This is a genomic window from Micromonospora sp. NPDC049081, from assembly GCF_040648835.1.
In the GTDB taxonomy this organism is placed as follows: Bacteria; Actinomycetota; Actinomycetes; order Mycobacteriales; family Micromonosporaceae; genus Micromonospora; species Micromonospora antibiotica.
Map to the genome: position 1 here is coordinate 1 of NZ_JBEZEK010000016.1, position 16,196 is coordinate 16,196.

Sequence of the window (16,196 nt, forward strand, 5' to 3'; positions counted from 1 at the left end):
TGACTGTTGGTCCAGGGGAAGTCGGTGCGCGTCGTCGACACCACGTACTTCGGTTTGGACTCCAGCGTGACCGCCCACTCCGTCGTCGTCGGTGCCCGCCGGACGGCAACTCCGCGTGACGTATCCTGTACGCGACTCTGGGTAATTGTTCAGGGTGATTTGACAGTCTCGATCCTGTTATGTCATTGCAAGTTGTGATCAATCTTGACCTTCTTGATAAACGCTTCCTAAGGTCTCTTTTGGTCGCCGGCATGATCAGGAGAGAGAATTGATGGACGAGGTGTCCCTTTCCGATCGCCTGAGCGACCAGCTGAGGCGTTTGTGCGAGGCCAGCGGAATCAGTGCGGCAGAACCGGTGGAACTGCTGGAAAGCCTGCTCGGGCCCGTCGGCCCGCAGCCGTTGTCGGCCCCGCCGCGTTGGCCGTCCAACATCGCCGACGATCACACTCCGGTAGAGTTCTCCATCGCTTTCAGCGGCACCGAACCGCCCACGGTGCGGATTCTCGGCGAGACGCTGGGAACGCCACCCGGCCGGTTGACCAACATGTTCGCCACCCGGCGGTTCCTCGACCGGCAGGCGCACCGCGCCGGACTCTCCACCACCCGGCTGGATTCGGTACGCGACCTGTTCGCCACGTACGACCCGCAGGGTGTCTTCGCCCTCTGGTGCTCACTGGTCTTCCGCAACGGACGACGCCCCGAGTTCAAGGTCTACCTCAATCCGGAACTCCGCGGGGTCGACCGGGCACCGGGCCTGGTCTCCGAGGCCCTGCACCGACTCGGCCTGGACCGGTCCTACCGGGCGATGCTCGACCACGGCATCCGGCCGGGCGAACTGGGTCACCGGGACCGGCTGACGTTCTTCGCCCTCGACCTGCACGACGGTGCCCAGGCCCGGGTCAAGCTCTACCTGACCCACCACGACGCCGAGGTGTCCGACGTCGTCCGGGCGGCCGGCGTGGTCCACGACGTGGACGCGACCAGCCTCGCCGAGTTCGCCGCACTGGCCGGCGGCGGCCGGACCCGGTTCGCCGGTCTCCCGCTGGTCGGCAGCTACACCCTGGTCGAGGGGGTCGACCGGCCCGTCGGCTACAGCCTCTACGTGCCGATCCGGGGCTACGTCCGGGACGACGAGGAGGCGTACGACCGGGTGGTGGCGGTACTGGACCGCTACGGGTTCGACCGCACGGTGCTGGACCGGGCGCTCGCCGCGGTGGCCCGCCGACCGCTACGCGACGGGGTCGGGCTGATCCCGCACCTGTCGTTGCGGTTGGGCGCCCCCCGCCCGGGGGTGACCGTCTACCTGTCCGCCGAGGCGTACCAGGTGAGCCCCCCGGTACGCCGACCGTCGACCGTGGACCTCGTGGCACTGGCGACCCCCACCGGCCGGGCCGGCGCTCGACACCCCTGATCCCCCAAGGAGCGAACCGTGGTCGTGGACCTGCACCAGATGTTGCCCCCGTACCGGATCAAGGTGGTCGAGCCGATCCCCTTCCTCAGCCCGCAGGAGCGGCGGGCGGCCCTCGCGGAGGCGGGATACAACCCGTTCAACCTGCGCGCCGACCAGATCACCGTCGACCTGCTGTCCGACTCCGGCACCGGGGCCACCTCGGCGGCGCAGGAGGCCGCCGCCGCGCTCGGCGACGAGTCGTACGCCGGGGCACGCTCCTGGTTCCGGTTCCGCGACGAGGTCCACGACCTCACCGGCTATCCGCACATCCTCCCCGTGCACCAGGGCCGGGCCGGCGAACGCGTGCTCTTCAGCGGCCTGCTCAAGCCCGGCCAGCTCTGCCTCAGCAACACCCACTTCGACACCACCCACGCCAACGTCGAGCTGGCCGGCGCGGAACCCCGGGACCTCCCCTGCCCGGCCGCGTTCGACCTCGACAGCCCGGAACCGTTCAAGGGCGACATCGACCTCGACGCGTTGGAACGTACCCTCACCGGGCCGGAGCGCGACCGGGTCGGCCTGGTCCTGATGACCATCACCAACAACGGTCTCGGCGCGCAACCGGTGTCGATGGCCAACCTCACCGCCGTGCGGGACCTGTGCCGCCGCCACCGGGTGCCGTTCTTCCTGGACGCGGCCCGGTTCGCCGAGAACGCCTGGCTGGTCGGGCAGCGCGAGCCGGGCTACCAGGACTGGACGCCACGACAGATCGCCACCCACGCCTTCGGGCTCGCCGACGGCTGCGTGGTGAGCCTCAAGAAGGACGGCCTGTCGGCCATCGGCGGGCTCATCGGGCTACGCGACGACGACCTGCACGCCCGGTGCGAGGCCAACCTGATCGCCACCGAGGGCTTCTCCACCTACGGCGGGCTGGCCGGCCACGACCTCGAACGGCTCGCCCAGGGGCTACGCGAGGTGGTCGACCCCGGCTACCTACGGGCCCGGGCCGCCTCCACCGCCCGAATGGCCCAGCTGATCAACGAGGCCGGGGTGGACACCGTCCAACCGGCGGGCATCCACGCCCTCTACCTCAACGCCGGCCGGCTGCTGCCGCACCTGTCGCCGCACGAGTTCCCCGGCCACGCCCTCGGCTGCCAGCTCTACCTCGACGGGGGCATCCGCTGCGCCGAACTGGGCTCGCTCTACCTCGGCGGGATGGACGACCGGCACCGGCTGGTCACCCCGGCCCCCTTCGAGCTGGTGCGCCTGGCCATCCCACGCCGGGTCTACACCGACACCCACCTCGAATACGTGGCCGCCGTACTCGCCGACATCGCCAAGGAACCCGGGCGGGTCCCCGGGTACCGGGTGGTCTCGTCACCACCCCTGCTGCGTCACTTCAAGGTGCGGTTGACGCCGCTGACGGCGGCGGGCAGCGCCGACTGACCCCACCCGCGACGCTGCGGCTCCGGCCCGGGCCCCACGGCCCGGGCCGGCGTGCACCACCGCCCTGGCCGGCGGCACCACAGTCGTGGGTCGCCGCCCGGCGGGTCGGAGGCCGCCGCCCGCCGCTCAGGCCGTAGCGGGCAACCGGGCCAGGGCGTGCCGCACCAACTCGATCAACGCCTGCTTGCTGGAGGCCCGGTCCCGCGCGTCACACCACAGCAGCGGCACGGTCTCGTCCAACTCCAGCGCGGCGCGGATCTCCTCCTCGGTGTAGGGACACTCACCGTAGAAGCGGTTGACGGCGGCGACGAAGGGGATACCCCGGCGTTCGAAGTAGTCGACCGCCGGGAAGCTGGTGCCGAGCCGGCGGGTGTCGACCAGCACGATCGCGCCCACCGCACCCTGCGCCAGCTCGTCCCAGATGAACCAGAACCGGTCCTGCCCCGGGGTGCCGAACAGGTAGAGCACCACGTCGTTGCTGATGGTGATCCGACCGAAGTCCAACGCGACAGTGGTGCTGGTCTTGCCCTCGACACCGGTGATGTCGTCGACACCGATGCTGGCCTGGGTGAGGACCTCCTCGGTGACCAGTGGCGGAATCTCGCTGACCGATCCGACCAGGGTCGTCTTGCCGGTGCCGAAGCCACCCGCCACCACGACCTTCACCGATTTCCGATCCACGTGTATCAGTCCCTCTTGTCTAGATCCGCTGGAGGCCGGCGAGTACCGTCTCCAGCAGCCACCGGTCGGCGATCTTTTCCTGTGCCGGCGAGCCGATGTCCAGAAAGCCCTGCTCGTGGAGCACGTCGACCATCACCTTGGTGATGGTGAGCGGACGGTGCAGGTAGGCGCCGATCTCGGCAATGGAGATCCAACCGGTGCACTGCTGGAGAATCTCCCGGTATTCCTGCTCCAGCCGGGTCTGGTCGGCCGGCAGGGCGATCACCTGGGTGGCCAGGTCGAGGCTGGTGTTACGGGGACTCGTCCGCCCGTTGACGAGGATGTAGAGCGGCACGAGCCGGCCGGCCTCCGCCTCGTCGTCGCCGTCCCACACGTCGTGGGTCACGATTTCAGTCCGGGTCGGTCGGCGAGCATCACGCCGTCGAGGCGGGCCTCGGAGCCGAGGTAGTCGCCGATCCGGGTCACCAGGCGACTCATCTCGTACGCGACGGTGCCCATGTCGACGGACTGTTCACAGAGCACCGCCAACCGGGCGTTCTGGCCGGCGGCGGCGACGAACAGCGTCCGTCCCTCGTACTCGATGATGACCTGCTGGACCGGGCCGCTGTCGAACCGTCGGCCCATCCCCGCCGCGATGCTGTGCAGGGACGACGCGCCGGCCGCCAGCAGCTCCCCGGCGTCCTGCGGGAGCGACGTGGACTTCTGCACGATCAGCCCGTCGGTGGACAGGACAACCGCGTAGACAACGTCAGGGACCTCTACCAGATCGTCCAGGATCCAGGTCAGATCGTTCTGCGGTGCCGAGTGGGTCATACTTTCCTGCCTTGGTCGTCTCTGCTGGCTGGATCTCCGTTTTTCGCCGCCCGACCAGCGGCCCAGGCCCGCTGGTATCTGGTGAACCGGTCCCTGGCCTCCTCGGGTGACCGCACGGCAGCCGGGGCCGCCTCGGACGCCGGTGCGGGCAGGCCGTCCTCGCGCAGCTCGGGAGCGAGATGCTGCTGCGGCCGTCGGTGCGGCAGGGGGGGCCGGTCGGCGACCTGAGGGCCGGACGCACCACTGCGGACCGCACCACGCTGCGCCGGAACGTCGGTCATGATGCCCCCGATGCGGTCAGGCTGCCGGCCCCCGGCAGGATCGGCCGGTGCCTGCACCGACCCACCCGCCGCCGTGGCCACCATGGCGGCGGGCCGGGCCCCGGCGGCGGGGTGCAGCTCACGCCGGCCACCGCCGACCGGCAGCACCGCACCGACGCCGGGACGCGACATCGCCGTGGCGACCGTGCCGAGCGGCAGGACGCCCGGGTCGGTGCGGTCCAGGTCGGCGGGGAACGGGTCGGTGGCGATCACCCGGTCGGGCAGCAGCACGATCGCCAGCAGACCCCCGTACGCCGAAGCGCGCAGGCTCACCTGGACGCCGTCCCGCTTGGCCAGTTCCGCCACCACGTGCAGACCGACCTGCGCGCCGTCCTTGAGCGCCGTCACGTCCGGGGTCGGCGCGGTGGCCAACAGCTCGTTCGCCCGTTCCAGCGCGTCCGCCCGCATGCCCACGCCGGCGTCCTCGATCTCCACCGCGATGCCGCGCTTGACCTCGATGCAGGTGACCCAGACCGTGGTCTCCGGCGGGGAGAACGCCAACGCGTTGTCCAGCAACTCGGCCACCAGGTGGACGGTGCCGGCGACCGCCGGCCCCACCACCGCCACGTCAGGTGCGCTGCGCAACGTGATTCGCTGGTACTGCTGGGCCTCCGCGAAGGCCGCCAACAGCACCCGCCGCACCGGCACCGGGTTCTGGAAGCGGCGACCGATCTGGCCGCCGGCCAGGATGACGAGGTTCTCCAGGAAACGGCGGGTCTGGGTGAGCTGGTGGTTGATGTCGAACAGCTCCGCCAGCAGCTTCTCGTCACCGATCCGGTTCTGCAGATCCTCGATGACCTTCAGACCGCGTTGCAGCGGGCGTTGCGGACGGCGCGCGACACCCATCAGCATCGCGATGCCCGCCGCCCGGGTCTTCGCCTCGTCGACGGCAGCGCCCGCCGCCGCCTGCAACGAGCGGTTGATCACCTCGGCGACCCGACCGATCTCGTCGCTGCCGTAATCCTGCAGGGGCAACTCGGCCGCCAGGTCGACCTTCTCCCGCCGGCGTAGCCGCTCCATCATGGCGGGTAGCTGCTTGTCGACCACCGACTCGGCGTCCCGGCCCAACTGGGCCAGGCGGACCGACAGCGCCCGGTCCACCAGGATCTGCGACTGGCGGACCGCCCAGATGATCGCGGCGATGACGACGAGCAACGCGATCAGACTGCCCAGGGAGGCGGTCAGGAGCTGGGTGTTGCCGGTACGCAGCGTCCGGGCCGACACGGTGTCGGCCTGCACCACGGTCAGATTGATCAGATCGTCGGAGACCTGTCGGGTGAGGGTTTCCCACTGGGCCCGGTTGAACGACAGCGCGCGGGGCGCCCCGGAACGCCAGGGCCCATTGCTGACCAGCGCCTTTTCCGCCGCGACGAGTTGCTTCCAGGAGTCGCTCGCGGTGATCTCGGCATAGCGTCGGCGGGCCTGCGGTTCCAGGTGTGGCGCCACGTTGGTGAGGCCGGCGTGATAGGCCCCCACCAGGTTGGTGAAGTCGAGATGGTCCTCCGGGCTGAGGGTGCGCGCACCGAAAGCACCGTCAATGGTGGAACCGGCCCGCGACATCAGGTCACTGGCCCGGAACGCCTCGGTCGCGGCGATGCCACCCTGGGCGGCGATGACGTCCGGGACGATTCTCGCCTGCGTGTCGAAGAGGCCGGTCGCGGCGTCGAGCAGCCGGTTGTAGAAATCGTAGACACCCGTCCCGTTGGCGGACCGGGAATCGATGGTGCTCCGTACGCTGGCCATTTCGTCCAACAGGTCGGCCAGCGTCTCCCACCGCGTCACGATCGAGTCCGGGGCGCTGGCCAGCGCCGAGTCGGCGGCGGGGCGCAGGGCCGCCAGCAGCTGGTCGGTCTGCTGCCGCTGCTCGATGAGCCTGCTCAGGTCCCGCGACGGCTGGGTCAGGTAGCTGACGCTCAGCCGCCGTTCCTGCTGGATCGACGACAACGCGGACACCGCCGGGATCGACACCTGCCGGACGCTGTTGGCGACCTGACGGTTGTAGAAGCCCTGGAAGATGAGATAGCCGGAGGCGACGAGCCAGACGACCAGGGCGACGACGCTGGGAATGAGCACCAGCCTGATCACGCGTCGTTTGATTGACTGCGGTCGACCGGCACGCCGACCCGATGTCGTCGGGGGGGCCTGATCGTCTGAGGCGCGGCGCGGGTCTTCGCGGTCGGCCTGTTTGTGCGCCAAGTCGTCGTATCCAATCCTGGTCAAGCCATAGACACCAGCGGTCCTGCGCCACTGGTCGACGCCGATGTGTGCCAACCCTACCGTCTATCCGGTCAGGCACCGGGCCACAATCCGGCGACTGTGGACGGTCGCGCCATTCGTACTGGTCAGACATTCGGAATGAGCCGTGGTCGATCACGCCCACCCGAATGACGTGACGTGTGTCACGGCAGTGGGGCGGAAGCGCGCCGGGAACGCCCGACCGGAGCACCCCGCAGAATTTCTCCGGACACCACGAAACCGGCGGACGGTCACCGGCGTCCAGTGTGTGCCGCGGTGCGATCACCGCTGGCGGGAAGCTCAGGTGGACGACCCCCGCGAACGACCGCGGGGCCGGGTGGAGGAGCACGGCATGGCGAAGGTGAAGTGGATTACCGGGATGGCGCTGCTGGTGTGCTCCGGGGCGCTGATGGCCTGCGGGGACACCACCGCCACGCCCACCGGGGCCGCGTCGGGCAGCGCCACGCCGTCGAGCACCGGCACGCCGTCCGCTGCCGCGACGCCCAGCGGCACGGCGCTGCCCGCCGACCCGGCGACGTCCCCGCCGACCCCGGCGCCGTCCAAGCCCACCGGGAAGCCGGCGACCACGGCCAGCGTGACCCCGGTGCTGTCCGGCAAGCGGGAGGTCACCATCGTCCGCGTGCAGTCGACCGAGTCCGGGGTGTCCCTGGACGGCGGCGCGCTGGTCGAGGTCGACGACGACAGCGGACGCCAACTGTTCGTGCCGACGCCGGCCGGTGCCGGCAAATACCTGATCAAGTCGTACGGCAAGCGCGACAACCACCCCGCCAGCGACGACCCGGCCTGCTGGCAGGTGGTCAACCCGGCCAACGGCGGGTCGCTCACCGTCGAGGGGGCGGCCTGCAACCCCCGCAAGTCGGCCCAGCTGTTCACCATCGCGAGCGCGGGCAAGGGCGCGTACGCGATCAGCAACAACTCGGCGTTCCTCCAGTTCTCGCCGAGCCGTGGGCTGATCCTGGAGGAGTTGGGCGACGCGCCGCTGCGGAGCACGTTCCGGCTGGTCGACAACGGCCCGGCCCGTACCCCGGCCGGCGGCTGACCCGCGATCGGGAGACGGTGCCGGCGGGCCCCGTCCGGCACGGCGAAGGGGCGGCGTCCGGTCGACCGAACGCCGCCCCTTGCCGGCGGCCACGGCGGGCTGGGCCTGGCCTCGGGGTCGGCCTGGACACGGCCGGCCTGGCCTGGCCTCGGGGTCGGTCTGGCCACGGCGGGCTCGACCTGGCCTCGGGGTCGGTCTGGCCACGGCGGGCTCGACCTGGCCTCGGGGTCGGCGATGCGGTGCGGGGTTGGAGTCGGGTGCAGCGGGTACCGCAGCCGGTATGCGGATCGTGATCGTGGGGGCCAGTGGCAACGTGGGCACGGCGGTGCTGCGCCGGCTGGGCCGGGAACCGGGGCTGGACCTGGTCGGCGTCGCCCGCCGGCTGCCCGGCCCGGACGCCGGGGCACCCTACGCCGGGATGCGCTGGCACTCCTGCGACGTCGGGGCGCCGGGCGCGGTCGACCAGCTCACCGCGATCTTCACGCAGGCCGATGCCGTCGTGCATTTGGCCTGGCAGATCCAACCCAGCCACGACCAACGCACCCTGCACCGGACCAACGTCGGCGGCAGCCGCGCGGTGACCGAGGCCGTCGTCCGGGCCGGGGTGCCCGCCCTGGTGTACGCCTCGTCGGTCGGCACCTACGCGCCCGGCCCGAAGGACCACCCGATCAGCGAGCGGTGGCCGGCGACCGGGGTGCCCGGCTCCTCGTACAGCCGGGACAAGGCCGAGGTCGAGGCGATGCTGGACACCGTCGAGGCGGCACACCCGCAGCTGAGGGTGGTCCGGCTGCGCCCCGGGCTGATCTTCCAACGGGACGCGGGCACCGAGATCACCAGGTACTTCCTCGGGCCGCTGGCCCCGGTGCGGCTGCTGCGGTACGGGCGGATTCCGCTCGTACCGGCCAACCGTCGGCTACGGATGCAGGCGGTGCACGCCGACGACGTCGCCGACGCGTACGCCCGGGCGGTCCTCGGTGAGGCGCGCGGCGCGTTCAACGTCGCCGTGGACCCGGTGCTGACCCCGGAGCTGGTGGCCCGGCACTTCCAGGGCTGGACGGTGCCGGTGGCCGCCCCGGTGCTGCGTACCGCCGCCGCGCTGACCTGGCGGCTGCGGCTGCAACCGGTGGATGCCGGCTGGGTCGAACTGGGACTCAACGCACCGCTGATGTCCAGCGCACGGGCCGAGACCGAACTCGGTTGGCAGCCACGGATCGACGCGGTGACCGCGCTGAAGGAACTGTTCGCCGGGATGGCCCACGGCGCGCACACCGCAGGCCCGCCGATGTCCGGCGACACCGACCTGCCCGGCCGCCCCGCCGGCCTGCTCCGGGGCCGGGCCCCCGGCCAGGGCGACCCCTACTGACCGGCGACACCCCGCCCCTGCACCGGACCGACCCACTCGTGCACGTCCTGCTCGTGCACGTCCTGCTCGTGCACGTCCTGCTCGTGTGGCCGGCTTGCGTGCGGCCTGTTCGTGTACGGCCCGTTCGGGTGTGGCCGGCACGCGCGGCCTGTTGGTGTGTGCCGGCTCGTGTGCGTCCTGTTCGTGTGTGGCCGGCTCGTGCGGCCGGCAAGGTCACGCTCGATCCTGGTTGTAGTGGTCTCCGCCCGCTCGGATGCCACTACAACCAGGATCGAGCACGATCTTGCCTGGCGAGTGCGGGGCGGTGGCGCAGCGCAGTGCGGGGCAGCGTGGGGCGGTGGCGCAGCGCAGTGTGGGCCAGCGTGGGGCGGTGCGGTGCGGGGCATCGTGGGGCGGTGCGGTGCGGGGGCGCAGCGCAGTGCGGGGTGGCGCGGTGCGGTGCGGGGTGTGGCGGGTGGCGTGGGGTGGCGCAGCGCGGGGCTCGGTATGCGGAGGGGGGATGTGGGTGTGCGGGCTGGCGGGTCAGGTGGGGTGGGTCAGGCGTGGGAGAGGGCGAACGCGGTGAGGAAGCCCAGGACGGTGATCAGGCCGACCAGCAGGTGCGCGTCCTCGAACGCCTCCGGGACCATGGTGTCGGTGATCATCGCGAGGATCGCCCCGGCGGCCAGCGCGGTGATGGTGGCCAGTACCTCGGGTGGGGCACCGCCCAGCAGGGTGTTGCCGAGCAGCGCGGCGACCCCGCTGATCAGGGTGATCGCCGTCCACAGTGCGAAGACGTAGCGGCGGGAGCGGCCGGCCCGGCGCATCCCGGCGGCGCTCGACAGCCCCTCCGGTACGTTGCTGAGGAACACCGCGACCACGGTGACCAGGCTGACCGGGCCGCCGGTCAGCAGGCTCGCGCCGATCACCACCGATTCGGGTACGCCGTCGAGCAGTGCACCCACCGCGATCGCCGACCCGGAACCGGGCTGCTCCTGCTCGGAGGGCTGCTCCTGGCCGGACCGCTTGCGGTGCCGGGCGCCCCGTCGGGCGAGGAGCACGTTCGCCCCGGTGTACGCCAGCGCCCCGCCCGTCGCCCCGAGCGCGGTCGGCAGCAGACCACCCTGATCGTGCGCCTCGGCGATCAGCTCGAACGACACGGCGGAGAGCAGCACGCCCGCGCCGAACGCCATGATCGACGCGACGACCGTGCGGGGTACCCGGGCGAAGTACCCGACGGCTGCCCCGATCAGCAGGGCGGAACCGGCCAACAGGCCCCACGCCCCGGCTTGCAACCACTGTGGCATTCCGGGGACCGTACCCGCCCAGGGAGCGCGTCAACCAGACCCGCGCCCGGTCCCGCCCCGGCGGCACCCGGGCTGCCCGGCGGCATCCGGGTGGCCCGGCGGCATCCGGGTGGCCCGACGACCCGGCGGCATCCGGGTGGCCGGGACCCGGCGGCACCCGGGCTGCCCGGCGACCCGGCGGCATCCGGGTGGCCGGGGACGCGGCGCGGATCGGATGGTCAGAAATCGGCGAAGAGGTAGGGCAGGGCGCGGGGGAAGAGCCGGCGCAGCTCCGCCGCCGCCGCCGGGCCGACGTCACCCAGCCTCCGCAGGTGCACCTCGGCCGGGTCGAGCACCCCGTAGGCCAGCGCGGACAACCCGGCGGCGGTGAGCGTGACCGCCGGCACCGCGACGCCGGAGGTCACCACCGACCGGCCGGCGGAGGACAGCTCCAACCGGCCGGAGGTGCCGTCGAGCAGGTGGGTGCCGGCGAGCCAACGGTCGTCGACCAGCTCCACCCGGACCCGGCCGGGCCCGGCGGGCAGCCCGGCGAGGGCGTCCACACCGAGCAGGCGGGCCATCGGCGCGGGCGAACCGGGTCGGGTCACCCGGGCCTCGACGTGCACGGCCAGATCGGTCAGCCACAGTTCGGGCAGGTCGTCGGCGGGGAGCTGGAGGCTGATCCGCTCCACCTGGTCGACGTGCCGGGCGAGGAACTGCAACAGCAGGGCGCGCGCGTACGGGTCGGCGGCGAGCAGGTCGTCCCCGACCAGTTCACCACCGTGGTCGTCGATCCGGTAGGTGAGCGCGCCGACGACGCTGCCGTCGATCGTCGCGGTGATCAGCCAACGGTCGTCCCGGTCACGCAGCCCGACGTCCCGGAACTCGGGGAAGATCGCGAAGCCGTGCCGCTCCCGCAGGCACCGCTCGGTGAATGACCGGTAGCGGGCGTACCCGGAGCCGATCCGTTCCCAGGTCACCGTGCCGGGCAGCTCGGCGCGCAGCAGCGGTGCCAGGTCGGCCGGGGAGAACCGGGCGGTACGCGCCCGGGGCAGCCCCACGTAACCGAACCGCTCGTAGAAGCTGGCCCGGAACGGGTACAGCGCGCTCACCGGGTGCCCGCCGTCGCGCATCTCGTCGAGGAGCTGACGCAGCAGGGCGCGCACGTAACCCTGGCGGCGGGCCAGCGGGTGGGTGGTCACCCCGGCGACCCCGGCCATCGGCAGCACCGCGCCGCGCAGGTTCTGCCGCATCGGTACGGCGCTGGCGGTGGCCCGCGCCTCGCCGCCCTCCTCGACCACCAGCGTCCGGTTGCCCTTGTTGTAGGGCAGGTAACGGTGGAACGCCTCGACCCGTTCCCGGCTCAGCGGGGACGCTTCGAAGGCGTACGCCTGGAGCGGGAAGCTGGTGGTCAGTCGTTCCTCGGCGGCCAGGCGACGGATGAGCATCCGTCCATCCCAACCCGGCCGGCGGCCGGCCGCAACCCGGTTGGCCCGGTTCAGCCCTCGGTCACGTCGGAGACCACCACGGTGACGTTGTCCGGTGCACCGGCCTGGTGGGCCAGTTTGACCAACTGCTCGCCGCAGTGCTGGCGGTCCTGGTAGCTGGTGAGCGCGCCGTGGATCGCCTCGTCGGCGACGTAGTCGGAGAGCCCGTCGCTGCACAGCAGCACCCGGTCCCCGGCGAACACGGTCAGCACGCCGATCGCGGGTGGCGCGTCCGCCCCCTGCACGGCCCGGGTCACCAGGGACCGCTGCGGGTGGTGGCGGGCCTGGTCGGGGGAGAGCGCACCCTGGTCGACCAGCGCCTGGACGAAGGTGTCGTCCCGGGTGAGCTGGGTCAGCTCGCCGTCGCGCAGCAGATAGCAGCGGGAGTCGCCGACCTGGGCGAGGACCAGGGTGTCCCCGGCGAGCAGGCCGGCGGTCAGCGTCGTACCCATGCCTTCGCGGGCCGGGTCGGCGGAGATGGCGGCGCGGATGCGGCGGTTGGCGGTGGAGACCACGGCCCGCAACGCCTCGGCGGCCTCGTCGGTGCCGGTGGGCGGGACCAGCTCGTCCAGGATGCGGATGACGATCTCGCTGGCCACCTCGCCGGCGGGCAGCCCACCCATGCCGTCAGCCACCGCGACCAGGCGTTCACCGGCGAGGGCTGAGTCCTCGTTGTTGGTGCGGACCAGGCCGACGTCGTTGAGGATGGCCGAGCGGAGGATCAGCGTCATGCGTCAAGCTTGCCGGATACACCCTCCCTCCGTCTCTACGCACTAGTACGTAGGGTGGGAGAAATGATCCCGGTGTCGATGGTGGGTCGCGTCGGAGAGCTGGCGGAGCTCGACCGGGCGTGGTCCACCGTGGCCGGATCGGACCGGTCGGCACCCGCCGTCACGGTGGTCACCGGGGCCGCCGGGGTGGGCAAGAGCCTGCTGGTCGCGGCGGCCGTCGAGCGCCTCGCTCCCCGCCCGGCGGTGATCCTCACCGGCACGGCGCGGGTGCACGATCCGGCCCCCTACGACTGGTTGGCGGCGGTGCTCAGCGTCCGCGACGTCGGGACCCTGGACCTGCCACCGGACGCGCTGGCCTGGCTGGCGCAGCAACCGACCGCGCCGCGCGAGCGGTACGCTCCCGGCACGCTGCTGCGGCTCGCCGTGCGTACCGTCCGGTTGCTGGTGGGTGCCGGCCCGGCCGTGCTGGTGGTGGAGGACCTGCACGACCTCGACCCGGCCAGCCTCAACCTGGTCGTCGAGCTGGCCACCGCGCCGCAGCTGCCGGCGCTGCTGGTGGTGGCGAGCCGGCCGCCGGCCGACGCGGTCGCACCGGACCTCACCCGCCGCGTCCTGGCCCGCCTCTGCGGGGTACGTGGTGCGGTGCGCCAGCATCTCGGCCCGCTCGGCGTCGCCGAGGTGGCCGAGATCCTCACCCAGGTGTACGACGAGGGCCCGCCACCGGCGCGGGTCTGTGCCGCGGTCTGGCAACGCACCGGCGGCAACCCGTACGCGCTCACCGAGCTGTTGGCCGTGCACGCGGGTCGGGGGATGGCGGCGCTGGTGCGTGAGCCGCTGCCGGAGCACCTGCGGACCCCGGAGCGCAGGCCCGTGCCCCGGCCCGCCGCCCCACCCGACGCCGAGCTGACCGGTCGGGAGGTGGACGTGCTCGGCTGCCTGGTCGCCGGGATGTCCAACAAGCAGGCCGCGCGGGCGTTGGGCATCTCGGTGCGGACGGTGACCGTGCACGTGTCGAACCTGCTGCGCAAGACCGGTTCGGCGTCGCGTACCGAGGCGGCGCTCTGGGCGGTGCAGCACCGGGTGCCGGGCGCGGGTCAGCTGCGGGGGTAGCGCAGCAGCAGGCTGGCGGCGACCTCCTCGTCGCCGAGGGCGGCGTAGCCGTGCGGCACGTCGGAGGTCCAGCGCAGGTGGCCACCGGCGGCGGCGGTCAGCGGGGCGTCGAGCGGGCCGGCGCGGAGCATCCCGGCGAAGACCGTGACGTGTTCGGTGACCCCGGGCCGGTGGGCGGGGGAGACCTGTTCCCCGCCGGGGCGGACCCGTAGCCGGTACAGCTCGTAACTGGCGTCGGTGTCGGTGAACGACTCCAGCAGGGTGGCGACGACCGTGGCGCCCCGCACGGTCGGGGTGGCGGCGGGCCCGGCGAGCACGGCGGCCAGCGGTACGCCGAGCTGGGCGGTGATCGCGTAGAGCGTCTCCAGGGTGGGGTTGCGGGTGCCGTTCTCCAGCGCCGAGAGGGTGGCCTTCCCGACTCCGGCGGCCCGGGCGAGCGTGGACAGGGAGATCCCACGCTCGGCGCGGAGGGCGCGGATCCGCTGGCCGACCGCCCCGGCGTCGGCGTCGAGCGGGGGCCGGCGGGCTGGGCGAGGCGGGGTCATCCGGCTATGGTGCTACACGCCGCCGTTCCGTAAACGGAACGATGGGCGACCTGACCCGACCCGACCCGGCACGCCGGGGCGGTCTGCGGGTCGTCGGTGGGGAACGGACGCGAGGGAGGCTGTGGTGGGGGATCGGTTGCAACCGGTACTGGCCGGCGTGGTGACCGCCGTGGTCGGCTTCGCCAGCTCGTTCACCGTCGTGCTGGCCGGGCTGCGGGCGGTCGGCGCCAGCGAAGCGCAGGCCGCCTCCGGGCTGCTCACGGTGAGCGTCGCCGCCGGGATCTGCGCGACCTGGCTCGGCCTGCGGCACCGGATGCCGATCGCCATCGCCTGGTCCACGCCGGGCGCGGCGCTGCTGGTCGCCACCGGGCCGGTCCCCGGCGGCTGGCCCGCCGCCGTGGGCGCGTTCGCGCTGTGCGGGCTACTCATCGTCGCCGCCGGCCTCTTCCCCGCCCTCGGCCGTGCGGTGGCCGCGATCCCCGCCCCGGTGGCGGCCGCGATGCTGGCCGGGGTGCTGCTGCCGCTGTGCACCGCCCCGGTACGCGCGCTGGTCGAGGTGCCGGCCCTGGCCGCCCCGGTGATCGTCACCTGGCTGGTGCTGCACCGGTTCGCCCCCCGGTGGGCGGTGCCGGCCGCGCTGGTGGCGGCGGCGTTGGCGATCGCCCTGACCACGACCGGCGTGGGAGTCACCCCCGGTGACCTGCGGCCGGTGGTGTCGCCGACCGTGCCGACGTTCACCCTGCCCGCCGTGTTCGGCCTGGCGCTGCCGCTGTTCCTGGTCACCATGGCCGCGCAGAACGTGCCCGGCACGGCGGTGCTGCGCGGCTTCGGCTACCGGCCACCGCTCGCCCCGGCGCTGCGCGCCACCGGGCTGGCCAGTGCGCTCGGTGCCGCCACCGGCGGACACGCCGTCAATCTCGCCGCGATCACCGCCGCCCTCGCCGCCGGCCCCGACGCCCACCCCGATCCGGATCGGCGCTGGATCGCCTCGGTGACCGCCGGCATCGGCCTGGCGCTGCTCGGGCTCGGCGCCGGCGCGGCGACCACGCTGGTGCTGCTCTCCCCGCCCGTGCTCATCGAGGCGGTCGCCGGGCTCGCGCTGCTCGGCGCGTTGGCCGGTGCCCTCACCGCGGCCCTGACCACGCCCCCCGCGCCCCCGTCTCCTGCCATGCCCCTCGTTCCTGCCACGCCCCTCGTTCCCGCCACGCCCCCGTCTCCCGCCACCACCTCTGCCTCCGCCATGCCCTTCGCTTCCGCTGTACCCCTCGTTCCCGCGACCCCCGTCGTGGCGTCCACTGCTCTGCCGGCACCCGCGACCCCCGTCCTGGCGTCCACTGCTCTGCCGGAGCCGACGACCGCCACTGCGTCGGCGGTCGTTTCCGATCCCCGGAGCCGGGAGGCCGCCGTGGTCACCTTCGTGGTCACCGCTTCGGGGGTGAGCCTGCTCGGCGTGGGCGGGGCGTTCTGGGGACTGCTCGCCGGCTGGCTGATGCTGCTGCTCTTCCGTCGCCGCAGGCCCGTCCCTGCCGCCTGACGGGCCTGCGGCGACCGGTCCGACCGCCCCACCGCCGCGCCCCACCCGGGATAGCGGGACGCGACGCGGTTCCGCCCGCCTTCCCGGCACCTGCTCCCGCGTCAGGAGGGCGTCGCGCCGAACCTTCTCGGCCACCGTTCCCCGAGGGGGAACTACCTCTGCGCGTCCTTTCGAGCTGACGGCGTCAACGACTCATCTGCATCCCTGCTGGCTGCC

14 protein-coding genes and 1 pseudogene are annotated in these 16,196 nt (G+C 72.7%); 6 read left to right on the forward strand and 9 right to left on the reverse strand.

What is annotated here, in order from left to right:
- Positions 1-95: pseudogene (locus tag AB0B63_RS21760) on the reverse strand (deaminase); the annotation flags it as partial.
- 260 nt (positions 96-355) lie between these two features.
- On the opposite strand from AB0B63_RS21760, the gene AB0B63_RS21765 reads away from it, so the two are divergent.
- Both AB0B63_RS21765 and AB0B63_RS21770 read left to right on the forward strand, forming a co-directional pair.
- Positions 356-1,411 (forward strand): tryptophan dimethylallyltransferase family protein, encoded by a 1,056-nt coding sequence (locus tag AB0B63_RS21765; protein WP_357021501.1) that lies wholly within the window; start codon positions 356-358, stop codon positions 1,409-1,411.
- Positions 1,412-1,429: 18 nt separating this feature from the next.
- Positions 1,430-2,836, forward strand: a complete 1,407-nt coding sequence (locus AB0B63_RS21770) for a tryptophanase (protein WP_307798959.1) — start codon at positions 1,430-1,432, stop codon at positions 2,834-2,836.
- Between the two features lie 126 nt (positions 2,837-2,962).
- On the opposite strand, the gene AB0B63_RS21775 is transcribed toward AB0B63_RS21770, so the two are convergent.
- From AB0B63_RS21775 to AB0B63_RS21790, 4 genes are read right to left on the reverse strand one after another with little or no spacing between them, the layout of a single operon-like run.
- Positions 2,963-3,517 carry an ATP/GTP-binding protein gene (locus AB0B63_RS21775; RefSeq protein WP_307798960.1) on the reverse strand — a complete coding sequence of 185 codons (555 nt, stop codon included), beginning with the start codon at positions 3,515-3,517 and terminating at the stop codon, positions 2,963-2,965.
- A gap of 19 nt (positions 3,518-3,536) precedes the next feature.
- Positions 3,537-3,902 (reverse strand): DUF742 domain-containing protein, encoded by a 366-nt coding sequence (locus tag AB0B63_RS21780; protein ID WP_208565425.1) that lies wholly within the window; start codon positions 3,900-3,902, stop codon positions 3,537-3,539.
- On the reverse strand, positions 3,899-4,330 hold the full coding sequence (locus AB0B63_RS21785; RefSeq protein WP_208565426.1) for a roadblock/LC7 domain-containing protein: 432 nt from the start codon (positions 4,328-4,330) through the stop codon (positions 3,899-3,901). Before AB0B63_RS21785 ends, AB0B63_RS21780 begins: the two co-directional genes overlap by 4 nt.
- Complete coding sequence (locus AB0B63_RS21790) at positions 4,327-6,735, reverse strand: nitrate- and nitrite sensing domain-containing protein (protein WP_357021507.1); 2,409 nt, start codon at positions 6,733-6,735, stop codon at positions 4,327-4,329. The genes AB0B63_RS21785 and AB0B63_RS21790 overlap by 4 nt, the downstream gene beginning before the upstream one ends.
- A 502-nt stretch (positions 6,736-7,237) precedes the next feature.
- Between AB0B63_RS21790 and AB0B63_RS21795 the strand changes: the two genes are divergently transcribed.
- Both AB0B63_RS21795 and AB0B63_RS21800 read left to right on the forward strand, forming a co-directional pair.
- The gene (locus AB0B63_RS21795; RefSeq protein WP_357021510.1) at positions 7,238-7,945 is read left to right on the forward strand and encodes a hypothetical protein; all 708 of its coding nucleotides are present in this window, start codon (positions 7,238-7,240) and stop codon (positions 7,943-7,945) included.
- Positions 7,946-8,225: 280 nt separating this feature from the next.
- On the forward strand, positions 8,226-9,308 hold the full coding sequence (locus AB0B63_RS21800; RefSeq protein WP_357021513.1) for an NAD-dependent epimerase/dehydratase family protein: 1,083 nt from the start codon (positions 8,226-8,228) through the stop codon (positions 9,306-9,308).
- A gap of 536 nt (positions 9,309-9,844) precedes the next feature.
- Here the strand turns inward: AB0B63_RS21800 and AB0B63_RS21805 are convergent.
- From AB0B63_RS21805 to AB0B63_RS21815, 3 genes are all read right to left on the reverse strand, one after another.
- Complete coding sequence (locus AB0B63_RS21805) at positions 9,845-10,594, reverse strand: ZIP family zinc transporter (protein ID WP_357021516.1); 750 nt, start codon at positions 10,592-10,594, stop codon at positions 9,845-9,847.
- A 218-nt stretch (positions 10,595-10,812) separates the two neighbouring features.
- A complete protein-coding gene (locus AB0B63_RS21810) occupies positions 10,813-12,021 on the reverse strand; it encodes a GNAT family N-acetyltransferase (RefSeq protein ID WP_357021519.1) in 1,209 nt (402 codons plus the stop codon).
- A 50-nt stretch (positions 12,022-12,071) separates the two neighbouring features.
- Positions 12,072-12,791: a PP2C family serine/threonine-protein phosphatase gene (locus AB0B63_RS21815; RefSeq protein ID WP_208565430.1), complete on the reverse strand. Its 720-nt coding sequence runs from the start codon at positions 12,789-12,791 to the stop codon at positions 12,072-12,074.
- 63 nt (positions 12,792-12,854) lie between these two features.
- On the opposite strand from AB0B63_RS21815, the gene AB0B63_RS21820 reads away from it, so the two are divergent.
- On the forward strand, positions 12,855-13,901 hold the full coding sequence (locus AB0B63_RS21820) for a LuxR family transcriptional regulator (protein WP_357021523.1): 1,047 nt from the start codon (positions 12,855-12,857) through the stop codon (positions 13,899-13,901).
- Here the strand turns inward: AB0B63_RS21820 and AB0B63_RS21825 are convergent.
- Positions 13,886-14,446, reverse strand: a complete 561-nt coding sequence (locus AB0B63_RS21825) for a helix-turn-helix domain-containing protein (RefSeq protein WP_357021526.1) — start codon at positions 14,444-14,446, stop codon at positions 13,886-13,888. The genes AB0B63_RS21820 and AB0B63_RS21825 overlap by 16 nt on opposite strands.
- Before the next feature lie 124 nt (positions 14,447-14,570).
- Here AB0B63_RS21825 and AB0B63_RS21830 point away from each other — a divergent pair, with 124 nt between their 5' ends.
- A complete protein-coding gene (locus AB0B63_RS21830) occupies positions 14,571-15,980 on the forward strand; it encodes a benzoate/H(+) symporter BenE family transporter (protein WP_357021529.1) in 1,410 nt (469 codons plus the stop codon).
- Positions 15,981-16,196 lie beyond the last annotated feature (216 nt).